Here is a 24,496-nt window from a genome sequence, read left to right as displayed (position 1 = left end):
GCACCGGGCGCGCGCCCGGCGGCCGGCGCGGATCAGGCGCAGTCGAGCCAGGCGAAGGGGGCGAAGCGGCGGCCGACCCCGCCCCCTCGGACCCGCCGCGGCGGGGGCGCAAGGGGGGCGGAGCCGGGGCGGTCCGGCGCCGCCGGCGCGCTCACAGATGTTCGGGCGGCGTGTCCAGCGCGGTGCGGTCAAGCCCCTCGATCATGCCGCGCCATGCATGCGTCAGCGGCAGCTCGTAGCGGCAGAACCAGCGCGCGGCGTCGATCTTGCCGCGCAGGAAGGCCTCGCGCCCCGCCCCGCCGGCGGCGAGGGCGCGCCGCGCCGCCAGCGCCTGGCGCAGCCACAGCCAGCCCACCGTCACATGCCCCAGCATGTCGAGATAGATGGTGGCGTTGGCGGTGAAGGCCTCGGCGCCCGCCTTGGGCGCGGCGGCCAGCATGGCGGCGGTGGTGCGCTCGGCGCCGTCGACGGCCTCGGCCACCGCGGCGCGGATGTCGGACAGCGCCTCGTCGCCCTCGGCCTCGGCCAGCGTGCGGCGCATGCGCGCCAGCAGGGCGCGGAAGGGGGCGCCGCCCTCCATGGGAACCTTGCGGCCCAGCAGGTCCAGGCCCTGGATGCCCTTCGTGCCCTCGTGGATCGGGTTCAGGCGGTTGTCGCGATACATGCGCTCGACGGGGTAGTCGCGCGTGTAGCCGTAGCCGCCATGCACCTGGATCGCGTTGTCGTTCGCGCGCAGGCCGAACTCCGAGGGCCAGGACTTGACGATCGGGGTCAGGATCTCGAGCAGGCGGCGCGCCTCGGCGGCGTCCTCCTCGGTTCCCGAGCGCAGATCGTCGATCAGGCGCGCCGCGTAAAGGCACAGCGCCATGCCGCCCTCGGCGTAGCACTTGGCCTGCAGCAGCATGCGCCGCACATCCGCGTGCTGGATGATGGGGATCATGGGCGCAGAGGGATCGCGCCCCGTCAGCGGCCGGCCCTGAAGGCGCTCGCGCGCGTAGGACAGGGCGTGCAGATAGCCCGTCATGGCCAGCGCGGCGGCCGACAGGCCGACGGATACGCGCGCCTCGTTCATCATCACGAACATGCAGGCCAGGCCGTGATTCTCCTGCCCCACCAGCCAGCCAACGGCGCCCTCCTTCTCGCCGAAGGCGAGGGCGGTGTTCACCGTGCCGCGATTGCCCATCTTGTGGTTCAGGCCCATCAGCCGCACGTCGTTGCGCGCGCCGTCGGGCAGGATGCGCGGCACGCAGAACAGCGAGATGCCCTTGACGCCCGGCGGCGCGCCGGGGATGCGCGCGAGGACGAAGTGGACGATGTTCTCGGACATGTCGTGCTCGCCGCCCGAGATCCACATCTTCGAGCCGAACAGGCGGAAGGTTCCGTCCTCGCGCCGCTCGGCGCGGGTGCGGATGTCGCCCAGCGACGAGCCGGCCTGCGGCTCGCTCAGGCACATGGTGCCGAAATAGCGCCCCTCGCACATCGGGCCCAGATAGCGCGCCTTGAGCTCTTCCGAGCCGTGAGTGGCCAGAAGGTTCGCCGCCCAGCCCGTCAGGCTCAGATAGCCCATGGCCGGGCCGTTGGCCGCCGCGAACCAGGCGCCGATGGCCGTGGCCGCCATGTAGGGCAGGCCCATGCCGCCGATCTCGGCGGGAAAGGCCATGGCCGGAAAGCCCGCCTGGCGGTAGGTTTCCAGCGCGGCGGGGACCTCGGGTATGATGTGCACGCGCTCGCCGTCGAAGGTGGGCTCGTTGGCGTCGAGCTTGGCGGCGAAGGGCTGGAACACCTCTTCGGCCAGGCGCTCGGCGGTGTCCATCATGGCGTCGATGTCGGCGCGCTCATGCTCGGCGTAGAAGGGCCGGCGGCAAAGCTCCTCGAGGTCGAAGACGTCGTTGAGCAGAAAGTCGAGGTCCTCGCGGCGCAGAATGTCGGGCATGATCCCCCCCGGTTGGCGTCTTGTCGCGGTCGGGGCCGGGCGCTGACGCACGGTCGCGGTTGACCCGCCGCCGATCCTTGCGGAACGTTGTTCCACAGCATCGCGCCGAAAGCAATCGCATGGCGCGCGGAACGGAACGAGCGACGGCCGACCATGACACTTGCCGATTCCCCTTCGCCCGCCGCCGAGGGCCAGGAGGCGCAGCTGCGCGTTAGCGACGTGCGCATCCCCGTCGCGCGCACCCTGTCGGGGCCGACCCCGCCGGGGCTGACGCTGCGCGGGCGCCTGTTCGAACCCGAGGGCCGGACGCCCGAGGTCGCGGCAGTGATTCACCCCGCCACCGGCGTGCCGCGCGACTACTACGCCCGCTTCGCCCGCTGGCTGGCCGCCGAGCGCGGCGTCGCCTGCCTGATCTACGGCTATCGCGCGACCGACGACCGCAGCCCGCGCGCGCTGCGCCGCTCGACCGTCGGCATGTCCGACTGGGGGGTGTGCGATCAGGAGGCGGCGCTGGCATGGCTGTGCGCGCGCCACCCCGACGCCGAGATGCGCGTCGTCGGGCACTCGCTGGGCGGGTTCATGACCATGTTCCACAAGGACGCGCACCGCGTGGCGCGGCTGATCGCGGTGGCCTCGGGACCGGCATGGTGGCGCGCCGCGCCGCTGCGCGGGATGCCGATGGCCTTTCTGTTCTGGCATGTTCTGGGGCCTCTGGCCGTGCGCGCGCTGGGCTACCTGCCCGGCAGCCGGCTGGGGCTGGGCGAGGACATGCCCCCCGGCGTGTTCCGCGAATGGAAACGCTGGTGCTGCAACCGCGACCTGCACCGGCCCGATTGGGGCGGCCGCCTGCCCGCGCCCGTCTCGCCGCCCTTCTCGGGGCGCCTGATCATCGCCGCGATCGAGGACGACGCCATCCTCTCGCCCGCCACCGCGGCCCGCCTGGCCGAGTTCCACCCCGAAGCCGAGTCCGAGCTGCGCGTGATCTCGCCCCGCGACGCGGGAACGCGGGCGATCGGTCATGTCGGCCTGTTCCGCCAGGCGAACGCCGCCGCCTGGCCGCTCGTTTGGGACGACTGAGCCGCGGCGCCGCGCCGCGCCCGCGGGCCGGCCGGCTCAGTCGTCGATCACGAACACATGCAGCGCCACCGGGCCATGCGCGCCCAGCTGCAGCACCTGGCCGATGTCGGCCGAGCGCGACGGCCCCGTGACCAGGTTGACCGTGCGCGCGTCGCGCCCCGAAGCGCGCAGCGCGGCCCACAGCTCGTCCAGCCCGGGCAGGATGTCGGCCCGGCGCAGGGCGACGAAATGCGTCTCGGCCAGGAAGGTCAGCGTCACCGGGTTGTCGGGACCCGAAAGCAGCGCCAGCGTGCCGGTCTCGGCCACGCCGAACCAGGCGCGCGAGAGGGCGGCGGGCTCTTCGAGCCGGCCGGGGCCGCGCGAGACCTCGAGCCCCGCCCAGTCGAGCGCGGCGAAGGCCGGCTCCTCGCCCATGCGCAGCGAAGGCGGCAGGTTGCGCGCGCGCAGCTCATGCGCCAACGCCGCGGGCAGATCGGCCAGCCGCGGCACATGCGACACGGTGGCGTCCACCGCGCGCAGCTTGTCCTCGAACTGGGCCAGGTGCGCCTCGGGCGGCGTGCGGGCGCCGGCGGGGGTGGGGGCGGTCTGACGGCCCGCGGCGGCCAGGCGCGCGCGCACGCCCTCGCGCCGCTCGGCCTCGTCGCGGCCCTGCGCCGTGGCGCGGCGGATTCGGGACAGGATGCGGTCGCGCGCGCTCATGGCCGCGCTCCGTCTTGCGCTTGGGCGCCCGGCGGCGGCGCGGCGGCCTGCCGCGCCGGCGGGCGCTCGCCGCGCGCATAGCGGGCCATGAAGGTGTCGCCCTCGGGCGCCGGGAAGTCGCGATGCGCGGTCCAGCCGCGCCCCAGCGGCAGGCGCCGCAGCCGCCCGCCGCGCGCCATCGCCCGCAGCGCCAGCGCCGCCGCGCGGGTGGCGGCGCGGTAAAGGCGCGGATGCTCGGCCAGCCAGGTCCACGCGCCCAGCCCCCAGCGCACCGCGCCCGGGGTCAGGCGGCGCTCGAACTCCTGCGCGCGCCAGTGGCGCATCATGCCCGGCAGGGGGATGCGCATGGGGCAGACCTCTTCGCAGCGGCCGCAGAAGGTCGAGGCGTTGGGCAGGTCGCGCGATTTCTCGATCCCCGTCAGCGCCGGCGTCAGCACCGCCCCCATCGGCCCCGGATAGACCCAGCCATAGGCGTGCCCGCCGATGGTCTGATAGACGGGGCAGTGATTCATGCACGCGCCGCAGCGGATGCAGCGCAGCATGTCTTGGAACGGACCGCCGACCATGTTCGAGCGCCCGTTGTCCAGCAGCACGACGTGGTATTCCTCGGGGCCGTCCGGGTCGTCGCGGCGGCGCGGGCCGGACGAGAAGGTGGTGTAGACCGACATCTCCTGCCCCGTGGCCGAGCGCGCCAGCAGGCGCAGCACCGTCGAGGCGTCCTCGAGCGTGGGCACGACCTTCTCGATCGAGGCCAGCACGATGTGCACCCGCGGCAGCGACTGGCTCAGATCGCCGTTGCCCTCATTGGTGACGATCACGCTCTGGCCCGTCTCGGCGATCAGCATGTTGGCGCCGGTGATGCCCACCTCGGCCTCGAAATACTTGCGCCGCAGCACGCGGCGGGCCTCGGTCAGCAGCGTGTCCAGCCCCTCGAGGTCGCGGTCGGGCGGCAGGTCGGCATGGGCCTTGCGGAACTCTTCGCGCACCTGCGGCACGGTGACGTGCACGGCCGGGGCGATGATGTGGCTGGGCGTCTCGCCGCGCAGCTGGATGATGTATTCGCCCAGATCCGTCTCGACCGGGCGGATGCCGTTGCGCTCGAGCCAGTCGTTGATCCCGCATTCCTCCGAGATCATCGTCTTGCCCTTGTTGACCGTGCGCGCGCCGGCCTTGCGGCAGATGTCCAGCACGATGGCGCGGGCGTCCTCGGCGCTTTCGGCCCAGTGCACGACGCCGCCCGCCTCGGTCACCTTGCGCTCGTAATGCTCGAGCCACAGGTCCAGATCCGCCAGCGTCGCGTTCTTCATGTCGCGCGCCGCGTCGCGGATGGCGTCGAACTCGGGCACCATGGCGGCCGCCCTGGCGCGCTTGGCGATGAAGTTGCCGCGCGCGCCGCGCAGCGCCGCCTGAAGGTTGGCGTCGGCCAGCGCTTCGCGCACGTTCTGCGCGAAGCGGTCCGATGTCTGCAGGTGGGTCATGTCGCCTTCCCCTTGCGCGCGTCGCGGGCGTCGGCCGCCGTGGCCTCGCCGATGGCGGGGCCGTCGGTCATGCCGGCCAGCACCTCGACCACGTGGCGCGCGCGGATCGCCCGCCCCTGGCGCGAGAGCTTGCCCGCCATGTTCATCAGGCAGCCCAGATCGCCCGCCAGCACCAGATCGGCGCCGGTGGCGGCGATGTCCTCGGCCTTGTCGGCGACCATGGCGCCCGAGATCTCGGGATACTTGACGCAGAACGTGCCGCCGAAGCCGCAGCACGCCTCGGGATCGGACATCTCGCGCAGCTCCAGCCCCTGCACCGAGGCCAGCAGCTTGCGCGGTTGCGCCTTGACCCCCAGCGCGCGCAGCCCCGAGCAGCTGTCGTGATAGGTCGCGGCCGCGTCGAGCCGCGCCGACACCTCGCTCAGCCCGAGAACGTCGGTCAGGAAGCTGACGATCTCGTGCGTGCGCGCGGCCAGCGCCTCGGCCCGGGCGCGCCAGGGGTCGCCGGGCTCGAACATGGCCGGGTAGTCGCGCGCGACGGTGGCCGCGCAGCTGCCCGAGGGGGCGACCACGTGATCGTAGCCCTCGAAGGCCTCGATGACGCGCCGGGCCATGCGCCGCGCCCCCTCGCGATCGCCCGAGTTCCAGGACGGCTGGCCGCAGCAGGTCTGGGCGGCGGGAACCTCGACCTCGCAGCCCGCCTCCTCGAGCAGCCTGAGCGCGGCGAATCCCACCGAGGGACGGAACGCGTCCACAAGGCAGGTGACGAACAGCGCCACGCGCGGCGCGGGGGTGGTTGACATGGGCGCCTCCCGAATTGGTCAGAACATTTATCCAATTCTTCGCCCCGCGCGCAAGCCCGCTGCGCCGGCCCGCGCGGCCGCGGCCATCGGAGCGGCTTTCCCTTTGCCTTCGCCCGCCGACTCGGCTAAAAGCCCGCGGTTCGCGGCGCTTACACCCCTGGAGGATCGCCGCGCCTCACAGACAGGAGACATGACATGGCCGAGATGCCGATTCTCGAAGCCACGCGTCGCGAAGGCACGGGCAAAGGGGCTGCCCGCGCCGCCCGTCGCGCGGGCCTCGTTCCGGGCGTGATCTATGGCGGCGGCAAGGACCCCGTCGCGATCAACGTGAAGTTCAACGAGCTGATCAAGCGCCTCAAGGCCGGCAAGTTCCTGGCCACGCTGATCAACGTGCGCGTCGACGGCGAGGACAACCGCGTGATCTGCCGCGGCGTGCAGCGCGACATCGTGCGCGACCTGCCCACGCATGTCGACTTCCTGCGCCTGTCCGAGCGCAGCCGCATCAACCTCTACATCCCCGTCGAGTTCGTGAACGAGGAAGAGGCGCCCGGCATCAAGAAGGGCGGCACGCTGGTCGTCGTGCGTCCCGAGGTCGAGCTGCGCGTGACCGCCGGCGACATCCCCGAGAAGATCGTGGTGGACCTGGCCGGCCGCGACATCGGCGACGTGATCCACATCTCGGACGTCGCGCTGCCCAAGGGCGCGCGCCCGGTCATCACCGACCGCGACTTCGTGATCGCGAACATCTCGGCGCCCTCCAGCCTGCGCTCGGCCGATGACGAGGAAGAGGCCGAGGCAGAGGCCGAGGCCGAAACCGAGGAGTGACGGGGCCCGGCCGCCCTTGACCCTCGCCGCCGCCCGGCCCCGCCGGGCGGCGGCTTGCGTTCAGGACCGCGCGCAAGGAGCATGACGCCATGAAACTGTTCGTCGGCCTTGGGAACCCGGGCGAGAAATACGCCCGCAACCGCCACAACATCGGCTTCATGGCCCTCGACCGCATCGCGGCCGATCACGGCTTCTCGCCCTGGCGCGCCAAGTTCCAGGGCCTGGTCAGCGAAGGCCGGCTGGGGCGCGAGAAGGTCCTGCTGCTCAAGCCCCAGACCTACATGAACCTGTCGGGCCAGTCGGTCGGCGCGGCCATGCGCTTTCACAAGCTCGACCCCGTCGATGTGACCGTCTTCCACGACGAGCTGGATCTGGCCCCGGGCAAGTGCCGCGTCAAGCGCGGCGGCGGCCATGCCGGCCACAACGGCCTGCGCTCGATCCACCAGCATGCGGGGCCCGACTATGCGCGCGTGCGCCTGGGCATCGGCCGCCCGGCCCAGAAGGCGCAGGTGGCCGCCTATGTGCTGCACGACTTCGCCAAGGCGGACGAGGCCTGGCTCGACGATCTGCTGCGCGCCGTCTCGGACGCCGCTCCCAGGCTGGCCGAGGACGACGACTCGGGCTTCATGAACGCCGTCGCGCTGCGCATGGCGCCCCCGCCGCGCGCCGGCGCGCAGACCCCGCCGGGCGGCGCGGCCGACGACGGGCGCAAGGCCGACGAAGGGCGCCGCGGGCCGGATGCGGGGGGCGACGGGGCCGAGGACGACGCCGCCCTTTCGCCGCTCGAGCGGCTCAAGCGCCGCTTCTCCTGACCCGCCCTTGACCGGCCCGCGCGCGCATGTCATGCGGCGGGCCGACCGGAACGAGGCTGTATCGAGGAAAGCGCCATGGGTTTCAAATGCGGCATCGTCGGGCTGCCGAACGTCGGCAAGTCCACGCTCTTCAACGCGCTCACCCGCACCGCCGCGGCGCAGGCGGCCAACTTCCCCTTCTGCACCATCGAGCCGAATGTGGGCGAGGTCTCGGTGCCCGATCCGCGCCTGAACGAGCTGGCGCGCATCGCCGGCTCGCGGCAGATCATCCCCGCGCGGCTGACCTTCGTGGACATCGCCGGGCTGGTGAAGGGCGCCTCGAAGGGCGAGGGGCTGGGCAACCAGTTCCTGGCCAACATCCGCGAGGTCGACGCCATCGCCCATGTGCTGCGCTGCTTCGAGGATGACGACGTGACCCATGTCGAGGGCCGCGTGGACCCCATCGCCGACGCCCAGACCATCGAGACCGAGCTGATGCTGGCGGATCTGGAAAGCGTCGAGCGCCGCCTTCAGGGCCTGGCGCGGCGGCTCAAGAGCGGCGACAAGGAGGCGCGCGACCAGGACCGCCTGCTGCGCATGGCCGCCGAGGCGCTCGAGCAGGGGCGCCCCGCGCGCACCGTCGCCGTGGCCGAAGAGGACGCGCGCGCCTGGCGCGCCCTGCAGCTGCTGACGGCCAAGCCGGTGCTTTACGTGTGCAACGTGGACGAAGCCTCGGCCGCCACGGGCAACGCGCTGTCCGAGAAGGTGGCCGCCATGGCCGCCGAGCAGGGCGCGGCGTCGGTGGTCATCTCGGCCGCCATCGAGGAAGAGATCGCCCAGCTCGACGACGCCGAGCGGGCCGAGTTCCTGGCCGAGCTGGGGCTGTCCGAGCCGGGCCTCGACCGGCTGATCCGCGCGGGCTACGAGCTTCTGGGTCTGCGCACCTACTTCACCGTCGGCCCCAAGGAGGCCCGCGCCTGGACCATCAAGGCCGGGACCAGGGCGCCTCAGGCCGCGGGCGTGATCCACGGCGATTTCGAGCGCGGCTTCATCCGCGCCGAGACCATCGCCTACGAGGACTACGTCGCCTGCGGCGGCGAGCAGGGCGCGAAAGAGGCCGGCAAGATGCGCATCGAGGGCAAGAACTACGAGGTCGCGGACGGCGACGTCCTGCACTTCCTGTTCAACACCTGAGGGCGCGGGCCCGGTCGCGCCTCATTTCGCTAAAATCGCGCGCAATTTCCGCCCCTTGGACGCGCCTGCGTTAAGAGTTTGGAAATCGAGAGTCCGCATTTTGTTCCCAGTGAACGCGAGGGGAACGAACATGACGGACACGGTTTTTGCAGCGCTCATCATCGGCATGCTTCTGGGCGGCGCGGCCTTCGTCGCGGCGCTGCTCTCGGGCGTGCACTTCCTGGTCGCCCTGGCCGCCTACAGCCTCATCGGCGCGGCGGGGCTGGTCGGCGCCGCCACCCTCGCGGCCTTCGCCCGCGGCGGCGAGACCGGCGACGTCTGAGCGCGCCCGCCCGCCCAAGCGACGCTGACCGCGACGCACCGGCGCGCAAGCCCCCTTGGACGCCATCCCAGGCCCGAGCGCAAGGCCGGCCCGCGCGATCAGGCGGATGCCTCATCCGCACGCGCCAGCCCCCGGCCCCGCACGCACCGCCTTCGAACGCGCCATCTCCTGCCCCGGCCCGGCGCAAGCAGCCTTCCGGCGCGGCAATCCAGGCCCCCGCCCGGCACGCGACGCCCTCTGGCGCACGGCCCGCCCCCTTCCCGACACGCCGCCCTCGCGCCCTTCATCCGACAACCCCGGCGCCCCACGCGCCGCCTTCCGACACCCCATCCCCGGCACGCCCCGCGCTCGGGCGTGATCCGACAGCCCGGGGATCGCACGCGCAGCCTTCGGGCGCCTCACCCCCGACCCGGATCTCGCCGCCTTTCGAGCGCGCAGCCCCGCCCCCCCACCCTCGGGCGCGCCATCCGACATCCCGGACGACTCACGCGCCGCGCCCCGGCACGCCATCCCCGGCCGCGGCCCCGAGCGGGCCGCCTTTCGGGCGCGCCCGGCCCCTGACCCGCAACGCGCCGCCCTCGGGCGCCCCATCCGATAACCCGGGCATCGCACGTGCCGCGTTCGGACGCGCCGCCCCCCGGCCCGGCGCGCGCCGCCTTCACGCAACCCGCCCGCCCGTTGGAGCGGGCTTGCTTCGGCCCCGGCTTGCCATTTCCGGCGGAAGCCTGCGCGCGCCGACATCAGGCCGCAGCGACGGCGATGGCGGGCGATCGCGCCGCACGCGAGCTTCCTTCGCTCCGCCGCGGCCCGCACCGGCTCCCAATCCCGACCCTGCGCGCACCGAGCGCGATACGCGCCCGAACGGCGGGCGGGCGGGCCGCACGCGCAGCTTTCCCTCGCCCGACCCGCTCGCGCCGGCCTGCGGTCTCGGCCCTCTGCGCGCGCCATCCCGCGGCGGGGCGCCCTGCGCATTGGCCCCGCGCGCAAGGTTCCGCGGCCCATCGTTGCGATGGCTTGGGTCCGAGCGAAAGCCGACCGCGCCGATGCGCGACCCCGGCGCGTTCGTCAGGGCGCAAGATCACGCGGCGCCCGCATCCGACAGGCTCAGCCGCCTCTGCGTCGCGTCCCATTGCGCGATCCACGCGCGCGGCGGCGCCAGACGCGCGCGGGCAAGCTCGATGCGCCAGCGCGGGGCACGATCGGCGCCATCCGCCGCCGAGGGCGCGAATCCCGCCCGCCAGCGCGTCTCGACGCCCGCCGCGCCGCCCGCGCCCTGCGTCAGCATCACGCCCAGCGGCGGCGGCGCGCCGCGGGCGGCGGCGGCCTCGGCCCCCGCCTCGGCCGCCAGGTGCAGGCGTCGGACCTGCGTCAAGCCGGGCGCGCGCCCGGGCGCCTCGGCCACCGCCAGACGGCAGGCGCCCGAGCGCAGCGCCTCTTCCAGCGCCCAGAACACATCCTCGTCGCGCCGAGGCGCCGCGATCACCAGCCGCGAGGGATCGAAGAACGCCGCCAGCCCGTCGGGGTTCAGCCGCGCGCCCGAGCGCGGCGCGCGCACCCACAGGATCGGGCCCCGATCGCCCGCCCCCTCCAGCGCGCCGGCCAGAATCGCGGCGAAGATCATCCGCGCCGCCCCGCACAGCTCATGCGCGCGGGCCAAGGGCAGCTCGGCCCCCGCCCCCAGACGCAGCGCCGGCCGCGCCGGCGCGGCGGCCTGGCGCAGCGCCGCCAGCCGAGCTGCAAGATTGCGATGCGATTCCTTCTTGTTCACTCTTTGTTTCTATCACCGCCGCCGCCGCGCCAAAACGGCCTTTGCGCGCCGACGCCGGGCGGCTAGCTTCGGCGGCGAAAGGATCGCGCATGCACCGCCCAGCCTTGGCCCTGCTCATCGCCGCGCTTGCCGCGGGCGCCGCCCTGGCCGCCCAGCAGGAGGGCGAGCAAGGCCTGGCGCGCATGGCGCTGGGGCTTGCCGGCGGGCTGGCGATGTTCCTTCTGGGCATGGACCGCCTGTCGGTCGGGCTGCGCACCATGGCCGGCGAGCGCATGCGCGCCGTGCTCGAACGCTTCGCCGGCAACCGCATCGCGGCGCTGCTGACCGGCGCGACGGTGACGGCGGTGATCCAGTCCTCGTCCGTGACGACGGTTCTGGTGGTGGGGCTGGTTTCGGCCGGCGCGATGACCCTGACGCAGTCGGTCGGCGTGATCCTGGGCGCCAACATCGGCACCACCGTGACGGCGCAGATCGTGGCGTTCCGCATCGACGACTGGGCGCTTGCGCTGCTGGCGGGCGGCTTCGCGGTCGAGTTCCTGTCGCGCGACGACCGCCTCCGCGGCGCGGGCGGCGCGGCGCTGGGGCTGGGGCTGGCCTTTCTGGGCATGGAGATGATGAGCGGCGCCATGGCCCCGCTGCGCGACGACCCCGCCTTCTGGTCGTTGATGACCGAGCTGGGCCGCCGCCCCGCCCTGGCGCTGGCGGCGGGGGCGGCGGCGACCGCGCTGATGCAGTCCTCGTCGGCGACCACGGGCGTGGTGGTGGTCATGGCGGGCCAGGGGCTTGTGTCGGTCGAGACCGGCATCGCCCTGGCGCTGGGCGCGAATGTGGGCACATGCGTGACCGCCGTTCTGGCCGCGATCGGCAAGCCCGCGGATGCGCGCCGCGCGGCGGCGGTGCATGTGCTGTTCAACCTGATCGGGGCGCTGGCCTGGCTGCCCTTCATCGACGCCCTTGCGGCGATGGCGCGCGCCGTCTCGCCGCTTCACCCCGAGCTGCAGGGCGCCGCGCGCGCCGCCGCCGAGGCGCCGCGCGCCATCGCCAACGCCAACACGCTGTTCAACGTGATCAACGCCGCGGTCATGATCGGCTTCGCCGATCTTCTGGCCGCGGCGGCGCGGCGCCTTGTTCCCGATCGCCCCGAGGACGGCGCCGTTCGCCCCGAATTCCTGAACCGCGCGCTGATCGCCGCGCCCGACTTCGCGCTTCACGCCGCGCGCCAGGAGACGGCGCGGCTGGGCGACATGGCGCTCGACGCCCTGCGCGCGGCCTCGCAGGCGCTCGAGCGGCGCGACCGCGCACGGCTCGAGCAGGCGGCCCGGACCTGCGAGCGCGCCGACGCGCTGTTCAAGATGATCGTCGACTACCTGGCCGAGCTGGGCCGGCGCCGCCTGACCGAGGACGAAGCGGCCGAGCTGCAGCGCCTCGCGCTGTGCGCCAGCGAGTTCCACGCGATGTCCGAGCTGGTGCTGGACCGCGTCGCCCCCGTGGCGCGGCTGATCCTGGCGTCGCGGCATGCGCCGGCGCTTGCCTCGCAAGGCGTGAACGAGGCGCTGCGCCAGGCGGTCATCTCGGCCGTCGCCGACGCGGTGCGCGCGCTGCGCGAAGAGGATGCCGAGGCGGCCCGGCGCAACCTGGCCGCCGAGGACGACATCGACCGCCGCGTCGCGGCGCTGGGGATCACGCATGCCCCCTCGGCCACCACGCCCGAGGCCGTGGCGCGGTTTCGCCGGGATCTCGAGATCGGGCATGTGCTGCGGCTGATCTATTCGCTGTCGCGGCGCGTGGCGCGCGCGGCGCTCGAGCAGCCTCCCGCCGCGCTCGAAGCCGCCCCCGACGCGGCCGAAGCCGAAGCCGAGGCCCCCTCGACCGCCGCCGCTGCGCCGCCCGCCGGCGATGCGCCGCGCTGACGGGTTCGGCGCGCCCAGGGCCGCCCCCGGCGCGGCCGGAGCCGGAGACGACGCCCCGTTCCGCCGCCGACGCGCCGCGTGACGGGTCCGGCGCGCCCCGGCCCCTCCGCCGTCAGAGGCGGCGCAGCTGAAGGGTGGTCCACTCGCCCAGGCGGATGCGGCGCTCGCGCGCGAAGCCGTGGGCGCGATACATGCCCTCGACCCAATCGGCCTGCTCGTTGAGGATTCCCGACAGCACCGCGCGCCCGCCCGGCGCGCACATGCGCGCGATGTCGGGGGCGAGGCCGCGCAGGGGGCGGGCAAGGATGTTGGCGAAGATCAGCCCGTAGGGCGCGGCCTCGCGCACCAGATCCGCGCGCAGTCCGTTGGCGCGGCCGATGCGCATCCACGGCGCCAGCCCGTTGACGCGGGCGTTGGCGCGGGCGGTCTCGACGGCGACGGGGTCGATGTCGGTGGCCACCACGCAGCCGCGCCACAGCGCCGCCGCCGCCATGCCCAGCACGCCCGTTCCGCAGCCGATATCCGCCGTGCGCGCGGCGCGAAAGCCCCGGTCCGCCAGCCCGTCCAGCGCCAGCAGGCAGCCGCGCGTCGTGCCGTGATGGCCGGTGCCGAAGGCCATGGCCGCCTCGATCTGAAGGGCGATGCGGTTGCGCGGGGCGCGGTGGGCGTCATGCGCGCCATGGACCACGAAACGCCCCGCCTCGACGGGGGTCAGCTCGCGCCGGACCTGCTCGACCCAGTCGCGGTCCTCGAGCCGCGTCACGGCGAAGGGCGCCGCCCCGGCCGCGGCGGCCAGCAGGTCGAGCGCGACGGGGTCGGGCTTTTCGGTGTAATAGGCGCCGACCTCCCACATGCCCGAGCCGTCCTCGACCTCGAGCACCGCCAGCGCGGTCGGCGCGACGGGCAGTTCCTCGATGCGCTCGCCCAGCGCATAGGCGGGCCCCTCGCCCTTGATGGTGGTCAGCGCCGTCCAGGTGGTCATCTCGCCCTCCGCATCCGTTCGCGAAGGGCGATAGGCGCGCGCGCGCGCAAGGTCAAGCGGGGCGGCTCAGACCCCCAGCCCGACCGGGCAGCTGACCCCCGTCCCCGCCAGCCCGCAATAGCCCCCCGGATTGCGCGCCAGATACTGCTGGTGGTAGTCCTCGGCGTAGTAGAATTCGGGCGCGGGAAGGATCTCGGTGGTGATGGGGCCGTAGCCCGCCGCGCGCAGGCGCCGGCCGTATTCCTCGCGCGAGGCTTCGGCGGCGGCGCGCTGGGCCTCTTCGGTCCAGTAGATGCCCGAGCGATACTGCGTGCCCACGTCGTTGCCCTGGCGCATGCCCTGGGTGGGGTCGTGGTTCTCCCAGAAGGCGCGCAGCAGGGCCTCGTAGGGCAGCGCCTCGGGATCGTAGATCACGCGCACCACCTCGTTGTGGCCGGTGCGGCCGGTGCACACCTCTTCATAGGTGGGGTTGGGCGTGTAGCCCCCGGCATAGCCCGCGGCGGTGACCCACACGCCCGGCAGCTGCCAGAACAGGCGCTCGACGCCCCAGAAGCAGCCCATGCCGAACAGCGCCTCGCGCATGCCCTCGGGCCACGGACCCTTGAGGGGGCGGCCGTTGACGAAGTGCCGCTCGGCGGTGGGGATGGGATCGGGGCGGCCCGCAAGCGCCTTGTCGGGGTCGGGCATCTGAGTCTTGGCGCGGCTGAAGATCATGGCGAGGTCCTCCTTCACGCACGGAACCTAGCGCGCCGCCGCCGGCGGGCAACGCCGCCCCCGCGTGGGGGCGGCGCCGGCGCCCGGCGTCGGGGCGCTCAGAGCCTCTCGATGGCCAGCGCGATGCCCTGGCCGCCGCCGATGCACATGGTCACCAGACCATAGCGGCCGCCGATGCGCTCGAGCTCATACAGGCACTTGACGGTGACGATGCAGCCCGTGGCCCCCACCGGATGGCCCAGCGCGATGGCGCCGCCGTTCGGGTTCACCTTCGCCGGGTCGAGGCCCAGCTCCTTGTTCACGGCGCAGGCCTGGGCGGCGAAGGCCTCGTTCGACTCGATGACGTCGAACTGATCGGCGCTCAGCCCCGTGCGCTCGAGCAGCGCGCGCACCGCCGGAACCGGGCCGATGCCCATCACCTCGGGGCGCACCCCGGCATGGGCGTAGCCGAGGATGCGCGCCCTGGGCTTGAGCCCGGCCTTGTCGGCGGCCTCGGCGTCGGCCAGCACCACCGCCGCGGCGCCGTCGTTGATGCCCGAGGCGTTGCCCGCCGTCACCGACCCGTCCTTGCGGAAGACCGGCGGCAGGCCGGCCAGCGCCTCGAGGGTCGTCGCGCGCGGGTGCTCGTCGGTGTCGAAGACCACGCTCGAGCGGCCGGCCTTGACCTCGATGGGGACGATCTGGGACTTGAAGCGCCCCTCCTCGATCGCGCGGCGGGCGCGGTTCTGGCTCTCGAGCGCGAAGGCGTCCTGCTCTTCGCGCGTGATCTGGTGCTCGGCGGCGACGTTCTCGGCCGTCACGCCCATGTGGCCGTGGCCGAAGGGGTCGTGCAGGGCGCCGATCATCATGTCCAGCGCGCGCACGTCGCCCATCTTCTGGCCCATGCGGGCCTGCTGAAGCACATGCGGGCCGCGGCTCATGGCCTCGGCGCCGCCGGCCAGGCCGAACTCGGCGTCGCCCAGCATCAGGCTCTGCACGACCGAGACGATGGCCTGCGCGCCCGAGCCGCACAGGCGGTTGACGTTCATCGCCGGCGTCTCGACGGGCACGCCCGCCTCGACCGCGGCGACGCGCGACAGATACATGTCGCGCGGCTCGGTGTTGATGACGTGGCCGTAGACCACATGACCGATGCGGGCGGGCTCGACGCCCGCGCGCTCGATGGCGGCGCGCGCCACATGGGCGGCGGTGACGGTCGGGGGCGTTCCGGCAAGCGCGCCGCCGAACGTGCCGATGGCGGTGCGCACGCCGTCCAGAATCACGATGTCCCGAGGCATGGGATCTCCTTCCAAATCGCGGGGCCTTCGTCTTCGCCTCCGGCGCGGCCCCGCGGCGGGCCGGAGCGGGCGCCCCGTCGCGGCCGCGGCCGCGCCGGGCGGGCGCCTCAGTCGGTCCTGTCCGCCAGCTCGGGCGGCCAGGGAATGGCGTTCTCGGCCGCGGACCAGCCCACCGCCCAGTCGGGCGCGGGCGCGCGCCAGGCCTCGTCGGGGTGGTCGGCCAGCGCGGCGGGCGCGGGGACCAGCCCCTGCGGCCCCACCACGGCGACGCGGTAAAGCGCGTGATGCGCCGGGCGGCCGCGCGTCAGCGTCAGATGTTCGACCAGGATGAAGCGCGCGTCCAGACCCAGCACGCGGCTGCGGATCTCGATCGGCGCGAAGGGCAGCACCCGCGCGCGATACTGCACGCGCGCGCCCGCCATGGTCAGCCGCAGCCCGCGCTCGGCAAGCAGCCGGCGCAGGCCCAGGCGCGCGAACATCGAGATGCGCCCGATGTCCATCAGCGTCAGGCTGCGGCCGTTGTTCAGCTCCATGAAGGGGTCGATGTCCCACGGCCAGCAGCGCGTGCGCACCGAATGCACCTGCCCCGGGCGCAGCGGCCCCTGCCGGCGGGCGCGCACGACGGCCATGAACACTCGGAAAAAGGGATACATCGCAGGCTCCGTGCCGACCGTGACCGACCCGCGCGGGCGCGGGCCGCCTTCGGTTCTAGAGCGGGCGGGGCCGGGGGCGCAAGCGCGGCGAAAGCGCGTTCCGCAACGTCGGCCCGCCCGGCGCGACGCTTGCCAAGCGCCCCCGCCCGCGCTAAGCGCGACGGCGCGCACTCGATTGGAAACCACGGCAGGATCGCCCCATGAGCAAGCCCAAGAAAGTCGTCCTCGCCTACTCGGGCGGGCTGGACACCTCGATCATCCTCAAATGGCTGCAGGAGGCCTACGGCTGCGAAGTCGTCACCTTCACCGCCGATCTGGGCCAGGGCGAAGAGCTGGAGCCCGCGCGCGAGAAGGCCGAGATGCTGGGCATCCGCCCCGAGAACATCTTCATCGAAGACCTGCGCGAGGAATTCGTGCGCGACTTCGTGTTCCCGATGTTCCGCGCCAACGCGGTCTACGAGGGGCTTTACCTGCTGGGCACCTCGATCGCCCGCCCGCTGATCGCCAAGCGCCTGGTCGAGATCGCCGAAGAGACCGGCGCCGACGCCATCGCCCACGGCGCCACCGGCAAGGGCAACGACCAGGTGCGCTTCGAGCTGTCGGCCTACGCGCTCAACCCCGACATCAAGGTCATCGCCCCGTGGCGCGAGTGGGATCTGACCTCGCGCACCAAGCTCATCGAATGGGCCGAGGCGCACCAGGTGCCCGTTCCCAAGGACAAGCGCGGCGAGGCGCCCTTCTCGGTGGACGCGAACCTGCTGCACACCTCGTCCGAGGGCAAGGTGCTCGAGGATCCGGCGCAGGAGGCGCCCGACTACGTCTATCAGCGCACCGTCAACCCCGAGGACGCGCCCGACGCGCCCGAATACGTCGAGATCGAGTTCGAGCGCGGCGACGCGGTGGGGATCAACGGCCGCCGCATGAGCCCGGCCGAGCTGCTGACCGCGCTCAACGAATACGGCGGCAAGCATGGGGTCGGCCGGCTCGACCTGGTCGAGGGCCGCTATGTGGGCATGAAGTCGCGCGGCATCTACGAGACGCCCGGCGGCACGATCCTTCTGGCCGCCCATCGCGGCATCGAGCAGATCACGCTCGACCGCGGCGCGGCCCATCTTAAGGACGAGCTCATGCCCCGCTACGCCGAGCTGATCTACAACGGCTACTGGTTCAGCCCCGAGCGCGAGATGCTTCAGGCCGCCATCGACAAGAGCCAGGAGCACGTGACCGGAACCGTGCGCGTCAAGCTCTACAAGGGCTCGGCGAACGTGGTCGGGCGCAGCTCGCCGCTGTCGCTCTACTCCGAGCAGCACGTCACCTTCGAGGACGACGCCGGCGCCTACGATCAGAAGGACGCGGCGGGCTTCATCAAGATCAACGCGCTGCGGCTCAAGCTGCTGGCCATGCGCGACCGCCGCGCGCGCTGACGCGCGCCGGACGGGGGCGGACGCACGCCGAACGGGCGGCGCATGGGCGGCGCGCCCTTGGCGCGGCCGCAGGACCGGGCGCCCTGCGCCCCCCGACTCGTCCGGCGGGACTTTCGCCGGGCGCCCGCGGCGGCCCGGCGCGAGCCGCCCGACGCCGGCGGGCCGGGCGGCGGCGCCGCGGTCAGGCCATGCGCGCCATCGCCGCCGCCTCGGCGGCCAGCGCGGCGCAGGCTTCGGGGCAGGTCCAGGGAAGCATGTGCCCGCGCCCGAACAGCACGCGGCAGTGGATCCCGGGCGCGGCGCGCGCCAGCGCCTCGCCCTGCGCCTGCGGGTCAAGCAGCGTGTCGCCGCCTCCGAACAGAACGCCGCCGGGCGCCCTCAGCGCGCCATAGCGCGGGGCCAGCGCCGCCACATCGACGACATGCGCCAGATCGGCCGCCGCCGCCGCGGCGGCCGCGGGGCGCAGCGCCAGGCGAACGGCGCCTTCGGTTTCGAATTCGGGGGGAACCGGCTCGGGCGCGAAGACGGCGCGCAACATGCCCGGCAGGACGGCTTCGCCAATCAGCGGCGCGAACAGCCGCGCCGCCGCGCGCCGCGCCCAAGGCCGGCCGAGCGCAAGAACGCGGAAAGCCGCCGGCGGCCGCCGGATCGGATGCGTCAACGGCGCCAGCAGCGCCAGGGCGCCGACCTGCTCGGGATGCTCCAGCGCCAGCGCCAGCGCCACCGCCCCGCCCAGCGAGTGACCGACCAGCACCGGGCGCGCGACGCCCTCGGCCCGCAGGAACTCGGCGATCATGCGCGCCTGCTCGGGCAACGCCGCCAGCCGGTCCGAGCGCCGCTCGGACCAGCCGCTGCCCGGCCGGTCCAGCGCGATGACGCGGAAATCGCGCTCGAGCAGCGGGATCATGCGGTTGAAATTGTGCAGATTGCCGCCCAGCCCATGGATGAGCACAAGCGCGGGGCCGTCCGGGCGCCCGCGCTCGATGAAATGGATCCGCCCGCCGCGCACCTCGCGCCACCGCCCGCAAGGCGGATGCGCGGCGGCGATGGCGCGCGACAGCCGCGCCATGTAGGCCGCGCCGCCCGCGGCCATCACGGCGCCCGCCCCGATCAACGCGGCGGCGATGAAGGCCAGCAGCGTCACCCCGTCCCTCGGCCATGCATTCCGTTGGGTCAATCATCGACGCCCGCGCGCCGCCCGTCAACGGCGCGCGTTCCGGCTGGGGCGGGCGGCGGGCTGGCGGGAAGCCGGCCTCAGCCCGAGAGCTCGTCGAACGCGGCCAGGGCCTTGGCCCCATACATCAGCGAGGGCCCTCCGCCCATGTAGACGCGCATGCCGATGGTCTCGGCCACCTCTTCGCGGGTGGCGCCGTGCCGGATGCAGGCCTTGACATGATAGCCGATGCACGCGTCGCAACGCGCCGCCACGCCGATCGCAAGGGCGATCAGCTCCTTGGTCTTGGGGTCGAGCGCGCCGTTCGCCGTCGCCGCGCGCGCCAGCGCCTGAAAGCCGGCGGCGACGTCGGGCTGGGTCTTGTTGAACGCGGCGACCTCGCGCGTGGTGTCCTTGAGAAACTCGCTCCAGTTCATGTCAGCGCCTCCTTGGTATGGCTTCGCGCAGCTATCGCCCCTTGCCGCGCGCGCGCATTGACCCACGTCAAGGGCGCGACGCGCCGCCGCGCATTGACGCCGCGCCGCCGATGGCGCTTGATGTGCCGGCGGGGGCAAGCAAGGAAGGGCCATGACCAAGACGTTCGAGTTCCTGTTCGATTTCGGCAGCCCGGCCAGCTATCTGGCATGGGCGCGCCTGCCCGCGCTCGAACGGCGGACCGGCGCCCGCGCGCGCCTTCGCCCCATTCTGCTGGGCGCGGTGTTCAAGGCGACCGGCAACGCCAGCCCGGCGATGATCCCGGCCAAGGGGCGCTGGATGATGCAGGATCTGGCCATGTGGGCCGCGCGGCACGGCACGCCCTTCCGGGTCAATCCGCATTTCCCCGTCAACACCATGGCGCTCATGCGCGGCGCCGCGGCCCTGGCCGATGACGAGCCGCGCCTGCGCGCCTGGTGCGAGGCCTGCTTCGCCGGCATGTGGCGCGACGGGCTGAACATGGCCGACCCGGACCAGGCCGCCGCCGCGCTGGCCCCGGCGGGCTTCGGCGCCGACGAGCTGCGCGCCATGTCCGAAGACCCCGCCGCCAAGCAGCGCCTGCGCGCCGAGACCGAATCGGCCGTGGCGCGCGGCGTGTTCGGCGCGCCGACCTTCTTCGTGGGCGAGCGCATGTTCTTCGGGCAGGACCGCATGGATTTCGTCGAGGAGGCCCTGGCGTGAGCGGCGGGCGCCCCTTGCCCTCGACGCCCGGATCGGGTCATCTGCGCACGCCCCGGAACCTGACGCCTGGCAACGCGATGATCTGGACCGTCCCGAACATTCTGACCTTCAGCCGCGTCGCCGCCGCGCCGATGGTCGCGCTGGTCTTCGCGCTGCTGGAGCGGCCGATCGCGGATCTGGTCGCCTTCGCGCTGTTCATGTCCGCCTCGGCGACCGACTTCATGGACGGCTGGCTGGCGCGGCGCTGGAACCAGGTCACGGCGCTGGGCAAGATGCTGGACCCGATCGCGGACAAGGCCATGGTCATCATCGCGCTGGCGGTGCTGATGGCGGTGGCGGGGCTGCACTGGGCCATGCTGGCGCCGGTCTCGCTGATCCTTCTGCGCGAGGTGGCCGTCTCGGGCCTGCGCGAATTCCTCGGCAACGAGTTCAAGCTGCCCGTCACGCGCCTGGCCAAGTGGAAGACCACGGCGCAGATGTTCGCCATCGGCACGCTGTTTCTGGCCGGCTGGGCCGACGAGACCCTGGCCGGCCTCATGCGCGAGCTGCCGCCCCAGACCGCCGGCGCCATCCTGACCGGCGCGGCGCAGGACACGGTCGGGCTGCGCTTCTGGCACGCGCTGGCGCCCGCGGGCTGGGCGGCGGGCTATGCGCTGCTGTGGGTGGCTGCGGGCATGACGCTGATTTCGGGCTGGGACTACATGGCGCGCGGCGTGGCCTTCATCCGCGCGCGGGAGGGACGAGGATGAAGGTTCTCTATTTCGCCTGGCTGCGCGAGCGCATCGGCCTTGCCGAAGAGGACGTCGAGGCCGAGGCGCCCGACGTCTCGGCGCTGGTCGAGGCGCTGCGCGCGCGCAGCCCCGCCCATGCCGCCGCCTTCGCCGACGTCTCGGCGCTGCGCGTGGCCGTGGATCAGGAGGCCGCCGGCTTCGACGCCCCGCTGAAGGGCGCGCGCGAGGTCGCCTTCTTTCCGCCCGTCACCGGGGGCTGAGCATGAGCGCGCCCGAGCCCGCGCAGATCCCCATCCTGATCTCGGTGCAGGAGGCGGATTTCGACGTCTCGGCCGAGATCGACGCGCTGACGCGCGGGCGCGCGGATGTGGGCGCGGTGGCGTGCTTCGTGGGGCTGGTGCGCGACGTGACCAAGGCGGCCGAGGGCGCGCCGGTCATGGCCATGACGCTCGAACACTATCCGGGCATGACCGAAAAGTCGCTTGAGGCCATCGCGCGCGAGGCCGCGCGGCGCTGGCCGCTGCTGGGCGTGCGCATCGTGCATCGGGTGGGGCGGCTGGCCCCGGCCGACCGCATCGTGCTGGCGGCGGCGGCCTCGGCCCATCGCGGCGCGGCCTTCGAGGCGGCGGAGTTCCTGATGGACTACCTCAAGACCCGCGCCCCCTTCTGGAAGAAGGAAGAAACCCCCGACGGCGCGCGCTGGGTCGATGCGCGCGAAAGCGACGAGCACGCCGCCGCCCGCTGGGAACGCTGAGCGGCGCCGCGGCGATCGGGGCGGCAAGCGCCTCGTGCCCTTGCCATCCCCGCCAGTTTCGGCCGCCCGGCCTTCGCCGGCCTCGCCCTGCGGCGTTCGCGACGGCGCGCCCGGCCAATGGCCGGCGCCCGCGCCGGACCGCCCGAACGAACGCCGCCGCGCGGCGCCTTGGGCCGGGTCCCGCCGCATCCCGGACAAATCCGCACGCGGCGCCCTGGGCCGGGCCCCGCCGCGCCCCGGAGAAATCCGCGCGCGGCGCCGTGACGCCTGCGCTGCCGCTCCGGGCGCCGCTGGCCCCCCGGGCAGGTCGAGCGAGGCGGCGCGGCCCCATCCCGCTTGCCCGGCGAAGGGCCCGCGCCAAGTCACGGCGGCGCCGGCGACGGGTCGGCGCGCCGCGCGAGCGGGGCCCTCCGCCCCTCCGCCACCCCCCCCGGCCGGGGCCGCGTCGCAGGCCGCCGGCCGATCAGGCGCGGCCGGGCTGCGGGGCGGCGTCGGGGCCTTCTGGCCCCTCGGAAGAGCCCTCGGCCGCCTCGCCCTCTTCGGACCATGGCTCGATCAGCTCGGGGTCGTCTTCGGTCGCGCGGTTGACGCGGGGCGACACCTTGCGCAGCGCGAAGAAGCCCTCGGGCGCCGGATGCATGAGCAGCGCGGCGCCCGGCCCCTCTTCGCCCAGCCATTTGCCCCAAGCCTCGGGCGCGATGACGAGCGGCTCGCGGTCATGGATCGGGCGCAGCTGCGGCCCCGCGGCCACGGTCACGATGGCGCATGAGGCGATCCGCCGCCCGTCGGGGCCCGACCATTCCTCCCACACGCCGGCCATGGCCATGAGCCCGCCCCGCGCCGGCGAGATGTAGAAGGGCTGACGGCGGCGCCCCTCGCGCCGCCACTCGTAGAACCCCGTCGCCGGGATCAGGCAGCGGCGCTTGCGGCAGGCCTCGCGGAAGGCGGGCTTTTGCGCCAGCGTTTCGGCGCGCGCGTTGATGATGAGCGGCCCCTCGACCGGCGCGCGGCTCCAACGCGGGACGAAGCCCCAGCGCAGCCCCCGCCGCAGCCGCCCCGCCCCGGCGCCGATCAGCACCGCGTCGATCCGCTGGGTCGGCGCGATGTTCCAGCGCGGCGGCGGCGGGGCCGGGTCCCGCGGCGTGCAGGAAAAGACCCGGTCCACCTCCTCGGCCGCGGCGGCCAGGGCGAAGCGGCCGCACATCTCCCGCTCAGCGGCGCGAGATGCGCCCGTCGAGATAGGGCTTGTAGGGCGCGCGGGCGGCCAGATAGTCGGCCACCGCCACCTCGAGCCCGGGGCCGTAGTCATATGCGTCCATGGCCTTTTCGGCGAACACCTTGTAGCCGTCGCCGCCGGCGCGCATGTAGTTGTTGGACACGACCATGTATTCGGCCTCGGCGTCGATGGGCGCCCAGCCGTCGCCCTTGCGCACCAGCACCTCTTCGATGCGGCTGCCGGCGGGCTTGTCGGGCAACCAGACGAAGCGCAGCCCCGCCACCTGCGGGAAGCGGCCGGCCAGCTCCTCGACCTGGCTGACGCCGTTCTCGAGCGCGGCGATCACGTCGGCGCCCTTCAGGCGGAAGGTGGCCAGCGTGTTCTGGAAGGGCAGCACGGTCAGCACCTCGCCCATGGTGATCTCGCCCTGGTCGATCGAGGCGCGCAGCCCGCCGCCGTTCTGGATGGCGATGGTCACGCCCTGGCCGCGGGTGCGCTCGAGCATGGCGTCGGCGACGAGGTTGCCCATCTCGCACTCGCCCGAGCGGCAGCTTTCGCGGCTGCCGTCGATCGGCGCGGCGGCCTCGGAAACCACCTTGCGCTTGACCTCTTCGATGGGGCCGGCCAGCTCCTTGACGCGGGCGGCGACGGCGGCGTCGGGGGTCACCGAGGCGTCGAGCAGCACGGTGTCGCCCCAGGCGTCAAGCAGCGCGCCCTCGTCGTCGAAGCGCAGCGTCAGGTCGCCGACGAATTTCGAATAGGCATAGGCCTGCACCACGGGAACCAGCGCGTCGCCCGGGCCGCTGACCCAGACCGGATAGGGCCCCGCCGCCTTGCGGTCCGAGGCCGACAGCCAGGTGTGCGAGTGCCCGCCCACCACCGCGTCGATGCCGGGCACGCCTTGCGCCAGCCGGATGTCGGCGGGCAGGCCCACATGGGTCAGCGCGATGATGACGTTGACGCCCTGCCCCTCCAGCTCGGCGACGGCGGCGCGCAGGCTTTCGGCCTCGTCGGCGAACTTGACGGTCGGCCCGGGCGACGAGGTCTCGGCCGTGTCGGTCGCCAGCGCCGAGACCACGCCCACCTTGCGCCCGCCGGCGTCGAGGATGACGTAGGGCGCCACGCGCCCGGCCAGGCGGTTGTTCGCGCTCACGTCCAGATTGCCCGAGATGACCGGGAAGCGGACCTTGTCGAGAAAGCCGGCCAGCCCCTCGGGGCCGTCGTCGAACTCGTGATTTCCGACGGCCATGGCGTCGAAGCCGATCAGGTTCATGAACTCGGCCGCCGCGGCGCCCTTGTAGGTGGTGTAGAAAAGCGAGCCCTGAAACTGGTCGCCCGCGTCCAGAACCAGCGCGGGGCGGCCCTCGGCGGCGTGGCGGGCGCGCAGCTCGGCGATCTTGGCCGCGACGCGGGCGATGCCGCCGAAGCATTTGCCCGCGGCGTCGTCCTCGGCCTTGCAGGGGCCGTCATACTTGCTGATCGGCTCCATGCGGCTGTGCAGGTCGTTGATGTGGATGATTCCCAGCTCGAAATCGGCCTGGGCGGGCGCGGCGGCCGTCAGCGCGGCGGCGGCGGCAAGGGCGAGATGGCGGCGCATGAGCGTCTCCTGGTTTCGG

Annotated in this window: 24 protein-coding genes; 11 read left to right on the top strand and 13 right to left on the bottom strand. The window is 73.5% G+C overall.

Features of this window, described 5'->3' with window-relative positions:
* Positions 1 to 151 precede the first annotated feature (151 nt).
* Entirely contained in the window at positions 152 to 1,933 is a 1,782-nt protein-coding gene (locus BMW67_RS13115; RefSeq protein WP_072748021.1) for an acyl-CoA dehydrogenase, read from the bottom strand.
* Between the two features lie 153 nt (positions 1,934 to 2,086).
* Here BMW67_RS13115 and BMW67_RS13110 point away from each other — a divergent pair, with 153 nt between their 5' ends.
* Positions 2,087 to 3,010: an alpha/beta hydrolase family protein gene (locus BMW67_RS13110; RefSeq protein ID WP_072748022.1), complete on the top strand. Its 924-nt coding sequence runs from the start codon at positions 2,087 to 2,089 to the stop codon at positions 3,008 to 3,010.
* A gap of 36 nt (positions 3,011 to 3,046) precedes the next feature.
* Here BMW67_RS13110 and BMW67_RS13105 read toward each other — a convergent pair whose 3' ends face one another.
* Genes BMW67_RS13105 through BMW67_RS13095 form a run of 3 tightly spaced genes read right to left on the bottom strand, consistent with a single transcriptional unit; the run spans position 3,047 to position 5,990 of the window.
* The gene (locus BMW67_RS13105) at positions 3,047 to 3,709 is read right to left on the bottom strand and encodes a LutC/YkgG family protein (protein WP_072748023.1); all 663 of its coding nucleotides are present in this window, start codon (positions 3,707 to 3,709) and stop codon (positions 3,047 to 3,049) included.
* A complete protein-coding gene (locus tag BMW67_RS13100) occupies positions 3,706 to 5,187 on the bottom strand; it encodes a lactate utilization protein B (protein ID WP_083581495.1) in 1,482 nt (493 codons plus the stop codon). Before BMW67_RS13100 ends, BMW67_RS13105 begins: the two co-directional genes overlap by 4 nt.
* Positions 5,184 to 5,990, bottom strand: a complete 807-nt coding sequence (locus BMW67_RS13095; protein WP_072748024.1) for a (Fe-S)-binding protein — start codon at positions 5,988 to 5,990, stop codon at positions 5,184 to 5,186. Before BMW67_RS13095 ends, BMW67_RS13100 begins: the two co-directional genes overlap by 4 nt.
* A 195-nt stretch (positions 5,991 to 6,185) precedes the next feature.
* On the opposite strand from BMW67_RS13095, the gene BMW67_RS13090 reads away from it, so the two are divergent.
* From BMW67_RS13090 to BMW67_RS13075, 4 genes are all read left to right on the top strand, one after another.
* Positions 6,186 to 6,815: a 50S ribosomal protein L25/general stress protein Ctc gene (locus BMW67_RS13090; RefSeq protein ID WP_072748025.1), complete on the top strand. Its 630-nt coding sequence runs from the start codon at positions 6,186 to 6,188 to the stop codon at positions 6,813 to 6,815.
* Between the two features lie 89 nt (positions 6,816 to 6,904).
* Positions 6,905 to 7,627, top strand: coding sequence for an aminoacyl-tRNA hydrolase (gene pth / locus BMW67_RS13085; RefSeq protein WP_072748026.1), 723 nt, complete (start codon positions 6,905 to 6,907; stop codon positions 7,625 to 7,627).
* A gap of 75 nt (positions 7,628 to 7,702) precedes the next feature.
* Entirely contained in the window at positions 7,703 to 8,800 is a 1,098-nt protein-coding gene (gene ychF / locus BMW67_RS13080; protein ID WP_072748027.1) for a redox-regulated ATPase YchF, read from the top strand.
* A gap of 130 nt (positions 8,801 to 8,930) precedes the next feature.
* Positions 8,931 to 9,122, top strand: coding sequence for a hypothetical protein (locus tag BMW67_RS13075; protein ID WP_072748028.1), 192 nt, complete (start codon positions 8,931 to 8,933; stop codon positions 9,120 to 9,122).
* Between the two features lie 1,078 nt (positions 9,123 to 10,200).
* On the opposite strand, the gene BMW67_RS13070 is transcribed toward BMW67_RS13075, so the two are convergent.
* Entirely contained in the window at positions 10,201 to 10,890 is a 690-nt protein-coding gene (locus BMW67_RS13070) for an ImuA family protein (protein WP_245728532.1), read from the bottom strand.
* 89 nt (positions 10,891 to 10,979) lie between these two features.
* Between BMW67_RS13070 and BMW67_RS13065 the strand changes: the two genes are divergently transcribed.
* Positions 10,980 to 12,800: a Na/Pi cotransporter family protein gene (locus BMW67_RS13065; protein WP_083581497.1), complete on the top strand. Its 1,821-nt coding sequence runs from the start codon at positions 10,980 to 10,982 to the stop codon at positions 12,798 to 12,800.
* Between the two features lie 112 nt (positions 12,801 to 12,912).
* On the opposite strand, the gene BMW67_RS13060 is transcribed toward BMW67_RS13065, so the two are convergent.
* The 4 genes from BMW67_RS13060 to BMW67_RS13045 form a co-directional block, all read right to left on the bottom strand.
* Entirely contained in the window at positions 12,913 to 13,782 is an 870-nt protein-coding gene (locus BMW67_RS13060; protein ID WP_072748029.1) for a 50S ribosomal protein L11 methyltransferase, read from the bottom strand.
* A 66-nt stretch (positions 13,783 to 13,848) separates the two neighbouring features.
* On the bottom strand, positions 13,849 to 14,496 hold the full coding sequence (msrA, locus tag BMW67_RS13055; protein ID WP_072748030.1) for a peptide-methionine (S)-S-oxide reductase MsrA: 648 nt from the start codon (positions 14,494 to 14,496) through the stop codon (positions 13,849 to 13,851).
* 98 nt (positions 14,497 to 14,594) lie between these two features.
* Positions 14,595 to 15,773: an acetyl-CoA C-acyltransferase family protein gene (locus tag BMW67_RS13050; protein WP_072748031.1), complete on the bottom strand. Its 1,179-nt coding sequence runs from the start codon at positions 15,771 to 15,773 to the stop codon at positions 14,595 to 14,597.
* A gap of 107 nt (positions 15,774 to 15,880) precedes the next feature.
* On the bottom strand, positions 15,881 to 16,426 hold the full coding sequence (locus BMW67_RS13045; protein ID WP_072748032.1) for an acyl-CoA thioesterase: 546 nt from the start codon (positions 16,424 to 16,426) through the stop codon (positions 15,881 to 15,883).
* A 200-nt stretch (positions 16,427 to 16,626) separates the two neighbouring features.
* On the opposite strand from BMW67_RS13045, the gene BMW67_RS13040 reads away from it, so the two are divergent.
* On the top strand, positions 16,627 to 17,850 hold the full coding sequence (locus tag BMW67_RS13040; RefSeq protein ID WP_072748033.1) for an argininosuccinate synthase: 1,224 nt from the start codon (positions 16,627 to 16,629) through the stop codon (positions 17,848 to 17,850).
* 181 nt (positions 17,851 to 18,031) lie between these two features.
* Here BMW67_RS13040 and BMW67_RS13035 read toward each other — a convergent pair whose 3' ends face one another.
* A complete protein-coding gene (locus BMW67_RS13035; protein ID WP_125459047.1) occupies positions 18,032 to 19,027 on the bottom strand; it encodes an alpha/beta fold hydrolase in 996 nt (331 codons plus the stop codon).
* Between the two features lie 77 nt (positions 19,028 to 19,104).
* Positions 19,105 to 19,440, bottom strand: coding sequence for a carboxymuconolactone decarboxylase family protein (locus tag BMW67_RS13030; protein WP_072748034.1), 336 nt, complete (start codon positions 19,438 to 19,440; stop codon positions 19,105 to 19,107).
* A gap of 151 nt (positions 19,441 to 19,591) precedes the next feature.
* Between BMW67_RS13030 and BMW67_RS13025 the strand changes: the two genes are divergently transcribed.
* From BMW67_RS13025 to moaE, 4 genes are read left to right on the top strand one after another with little or no spacing between them, the layout of a single operon-like run.
* Positions 19,592 to 20,179 (top strand): 2-hydroxychromene-2-carboxylate isomerase, encoded by a 588-nt coding sequence (locus BMW67_RS13025; RefSeq protein ID WP_072748035.1) that lies wholly within the window; start codon positions 19,592 to 19,594, stop codon positions 20,177 to 20,179.
* Positions 20,176 to 20,928, top strand: a complete 753-nt coding sequence (gene pgsA, locus BMW67_RS13020) for a CDP-diacylglycerol--glycerol-3-phosphate 3-phosphatidyltransferase (protein WP_342707612.1) — start codon at positions 20,176 to 20,178, stop codon at positions 20,926 to 20,928. Before BMW67_RS13025 ends, pgsA begins: the two co-directional genes overlap by 4 nt.
* Positions 20,925 to 21,170, top strand: coding sequence for a molybdopterin converting factor subunit 1 (gene moaD, locus BMW67_RS13015; protein WP_072748036.1), 246 nt, complete (start codon positions 20,925 to 20,927; stop codon positions 21,168 to 21,170). Before pgsA ends, moaD begins: the two co-directional genes overlap by 4 nt.
* A gap of 2 nt (positions 21,171 to 21,172) precedes the next feature.
* Positions 21,173 to 21,664: a molybdopterin synthase catalytic subunit MoaE gene (gene moaE / locus BMW67_RS13010; RefSeq protein WP_083581502.1), complete on the top strand. Its 492-nt coding sequence runs from the start codon at positions 21,173 to 21,175 to the stop codon at positions 21,662 to 21,664.
* A 463-nt stretch (positions 21,665 to 22,127) separates the two neighbouring features.
* Here moaE and BMW67_RS13005 read toward each other — a convergent pair whose 3' ends face one another.
* Together BMW67_RS13005 and BMW67_RS13000 are read right to left on the bottom strand one after the other, a co-directional pair.
* A complete protein-coding gene (locus BMW67_RS13005) occupies positions 22,128 to 22,868 on the bottom strand; it encodes an SOS response-associated peptidase (protein ID WP_072748037.1) in 741 nt (246 codons plus the stop codon).
* Positions 22,869 to 22,875: 7 nt separating this feature from the next.
* On the bottom strand, positions 22,876 to 24,477 hold the full coding sequence (locus BMW67_RS13000) for a bifunctional metallophosphatase/5'-nucleotidase (protein ID WP_072748038.1): 1,602 nt from the start codon (positions 24,475 to 24,477) through the stop codon (positions 22,876 to 22,878).
* Positions 24,478 to 24,496 lie beyond the last annotated feature (19 nt).

Origin of the sequence: Oceanicella actignis (assembly GCF_900111545.1) — a bacterium.
Lineage (GTDB): Bacteria > Pseudomonadota > Alphaproteobacteria > Rhodobacterales > Rhodobacteraceae > Oceanicella > Oceanicella actignis.
Note: the sequence above shows the minus strand (reverse complement) of the source record. Positions and strands in the feature narration are given on the sequence as shown.